3 protein-coding genes and 1 pseudogene are annotated in these 3,055 nt (G+C 64.6%); 3 read left to right on the top strand and 1 reads right to left on the bottom strand.

The genetic code is table 11. From position 1 onward, the window contains the following. Positions 1 to 137 precede the first annotated feature (137 nt). The 3 genes and pseudogenes from B4U45_RS28485 to B4U45_RS29715 form a co-directional block, all read left to right on the top strand. A protein-coding gene (locus B4U45_RS28485) for an IS3 family transposase (RefSeq protein ID WP_423734687.1) occupies positions 138 to 1,558 on the top strand; the annotation gives its coding sequence in 2 pieces (ribosomal slippage) (positions 138 to 471 and positions 471 to 1,558; 1,422 coding nt in all). A gap of 305 nt (positions 1,559 to 1,863) precedes the next feature. Further along, positions 1,864 to 2,394 (top strand): hypothetical protein, encoded by a 531-nt coding sequence (locus tag B4U45_RS28490; protein WP_083156590.1) that lies wholly within the window; start codon positions 1,864 to 1,866, stop codon positions 2,392 to 2,394. Between the two features lies 1 nt (position 2,395). Next, positions 2,396 to 2,641 (top strand): annotated as a pseudogene (locus B4U45_RS29715) (DUF5631 domain-containing protein); the annotation flags it as partial. 86 nt (positions 2,642 to 2,727) lie between these two features. Here the strand turns inward: B4U45_RS29715 and B4U45_RS28495 are convergent. Next, the coding region (locus B4U45_RS28495; protein WP_219859591.1) for an integrase core domain-containing protein at positions 2,728 to 3,055 on the bottom strand (328 nt) is incomplete at its 5' end.

Raw genomic sequence — 3,055 nt, forward strand, 5'->3', positions numbered from 1 at the left:
CCCTCTCTGCCAACCTTGGGTGAGGCACTCGCCCCCTGATAATTAGTGACCCGAGGGCGGGGATGGAGAGTTTCCCCGAGATGACGAGCAAGGTGACCGTATTGGCCCCCCCGGTAGGGATCGATGATCCTGGTCGGGTGGATGGCGATAGTACCCAGCGGCCCGATCCGCAGGTGCCCGAGCGGGCGAAACGGCGGACGTTCACCGCCAAGTACAAGTTGGAGATCTTGGCGGCCTATGAGGCTGCGGCCGAGGGTGAGAAGGGCGCGTTGCTGCGCCGTGAGGGCCTGTATTCCAGCCACATCGTTGAGTGGCGGCGGGCCCGCGACGCGTGCGCGTTGGCGGGGTTGGCTGCCCCGCGTGGACGCAAGCGGCGCGACCCACAAGGTGAGCGGATCGCCCAGCTGGAGGCCGAGAAACGCCAACTGGAGCAGGAGCTGGCCAAGGCCCGCTTCGTGGTGGATGTCCAGGCAAAACTGCACGCGCTCTTGGAGACGCTCTCCGAGAGCGCGGAGCCCGAGAACGGGTCGAGGAAGTGAGCGACGCCATGATCGCCGAGCTGGCGCCGGAGATCGGCGTGCGGGGCGCCTGCGATGCCGTGGGTGTGGCCCAGGCCAGCTACTACCGCCGGCACCGGCAAAGCCCGCCTGCGCAGCGGCCGCGGCCGGTCCCGCACAAAGATCGGCCGCAGCCGCGGGCGTTGTCGGCCGCCGAGCGGGCCGCGATCCTCGATGAGTTGCACAGCGAGCGGTTCGTGGACATCTCGCCGACCGAGGTGTGGGCCACCTTGCTCGATGAAGGCCGCTACCTCGGCTCGATATCGACCTTCTACCGGCTGCTACGCCAAGCCGGTGAGAGCCGGGAGCGCCGCCGCCAGGCCACCCACCCGGCGACGGTCAAACCCGAGCTGGTCGCCTTGGCGCCCAACCAGGTGTGGAGCTGGGATATCACCAAACTGCGTGGCCCGGCCAAATGGAGCTGGTACTACCTGTACGTGATCTTGGACATCTTCTCGCGCTACGTGGTCGGATGGATGGTCGCCAGCCGCGAAAGTGCCGCGCTTGCAGAGGTTTTGATCCGCCAGACATGCACCAAGCAGGGCATCGGCCGTGACCAGTTGACCATCCACGCCGACAGGGGCTCGTCGATGACCTCCAAGCCGGTAGCGTTGCTGCTCGCCGACCTTGGTGTCACACAGTCGCATTCGCGTCCGCATGTCTCTGATGACAACCCGTTCAGCGAAGCGCAGTTCAAGACGCTGAAGTACCGGCCCGACTTTCCAGACCGGTTCGACTCGATCGAGGCCGCCCGCAGGCACTGCCAGGTCTTCTTCGGCTGGTACAACGACGAACATCGCCATACCGGGCTGGGCTTACACCTTCCCGCCGACGTGCACTACGGCACCGCTGTCATCATCCGCGCCAAGCGCGCCGGCGTGCTAAACGCCGCTTACGACGCACACCCGGAACGGTTCGTCAGCAAGCCGCCCGAGCCACCGAAACTGCCCAGCGGCTCGTGGATTAACAAGCCCGACGACACCGAGGAGGCCACTCAGTAAATACCGCTCGACGGTGCCTCATTCAGGTTGACAACTTCCGCCGTGGTGCCGCTGGTGATGGCTCTTCGCAGCTACCCGGGCTACGTGCGGTGAACATCACATCCGGGTTGACCGCCAAGGGAGCCACGCGCGAATTCTGCTCTACTGCACGGGTTGTCGCCATTCACGTCTGAAAACGGACATCGGGAGCATCGGTCGTCTCGCCCGGTGGCGGCGTGGCGGCAGCCATAGCTGTCCTCGGCATCGACGTGGTCTAACAGGCACTGGAGTGCGCCTAGGCAGCAGTTGGAATAGCCTTCCGTGGGGTGACGACCCTCCCGCCCCCGACCGGCCGATGGACACCGCCCCATCCCACGCAGCCCGGGACAGGCTCGCGCGTTTGGCAAGCTGTGGGCTTCGCCATCGCCATTGCCGTGGGCGCAGCAGCTTTGATCGTGGCGCTGACACGCACTACGACGAGCGGAATCCCGGCCGCAGCCCCGGGAACCTCCGCTGCACCGACATACACCGCCGCTGAAGTCGCCGCCGCGCACCAGAAGTTGTGTGAGGTGTACAAGCTGGCGGCGCGTCAAGTTCAAATACAAACCAATGGCGACAACCAGGCGTTGGCGGTGGCTGCCCTGGTGAACGGATCGGTAATGATCCAACAAGCAGTCGATGCAGCTCCGGCGCTCCCGGCCGGCGATCGCGCCGCCGCACTGGCACTTGCCGAAGCGTTTACCAATGCGAATGCCGTGGGTAGCTTTGCGCGTCGCGACGATCCCGAATCGCGGGCCGCGATCAACGATGCCAACGCCAAGGACGAACGAATGAAGGTCCTTTGCGGCGGCGGCTGATTTGCTACCCGGCAAATGGTCGGCGTTGTTGGTTGGTGCGTTGGGGCCAGCACGGCCCGACGCACCCTCGGCTGGGGCCTCTTCCTGGCGCCACGCCGGGGAAGTCAAGCGCCACGAGACAAGCGATCTGCAAAACATACGATCGCAGTTGTCAGTAAATAAGGGGCGAGCCGCCACCGATTTGCTGGAGCGGTATTGGCGCGGAGAGCAGCGTGTAGCTACTATCGCCCGTCAGTGCCAAGTGAAAGTGGCTCTTCACAATCGAGGGTGTAGTTGGGGTCTGAATCCACCGGCGGAATTTGTCAACCTGAATGAGGCACCGTCGAGCGGTATTTACTGAGTGGCCTCCTCGGTGTCGTCGGGCTTGTTAATCCACGAGCCGCTGGGCAGTTTCGGTGGCTCGGGCGGCTTGCTGACGAACCGTTCCGGGTGTGCGTCGTAAGCGGCGTTTAGCACGCCGGCGCGCTTGGCGCGGATGATGACAGCGGTGCCGTAGTGCACGTCGGCGGGAAGGTGTAAGCCCAGCCCGGTATGGCGATGTTCGTCGTTGTACCAGCCGAAGAAGACCTGGCAGTGCCTGCGGGCGGCCTCGATCGAGTCGAACCGGTCTGGAAAGTCGGGCCGGTACTTCAGCGTCTTGAACTGCGCTTCGCTGAACGGG

This window comes from Mycobacterium persicum (assembly GCF_002086915.1).
Classification (GTDB): domain Bacteria; phylum Actinomycetota; class Actinomycetes; order Mycobacteriales; family Mycobacteriaceae; genus Mycobacterium; species Mycobacterium persicum.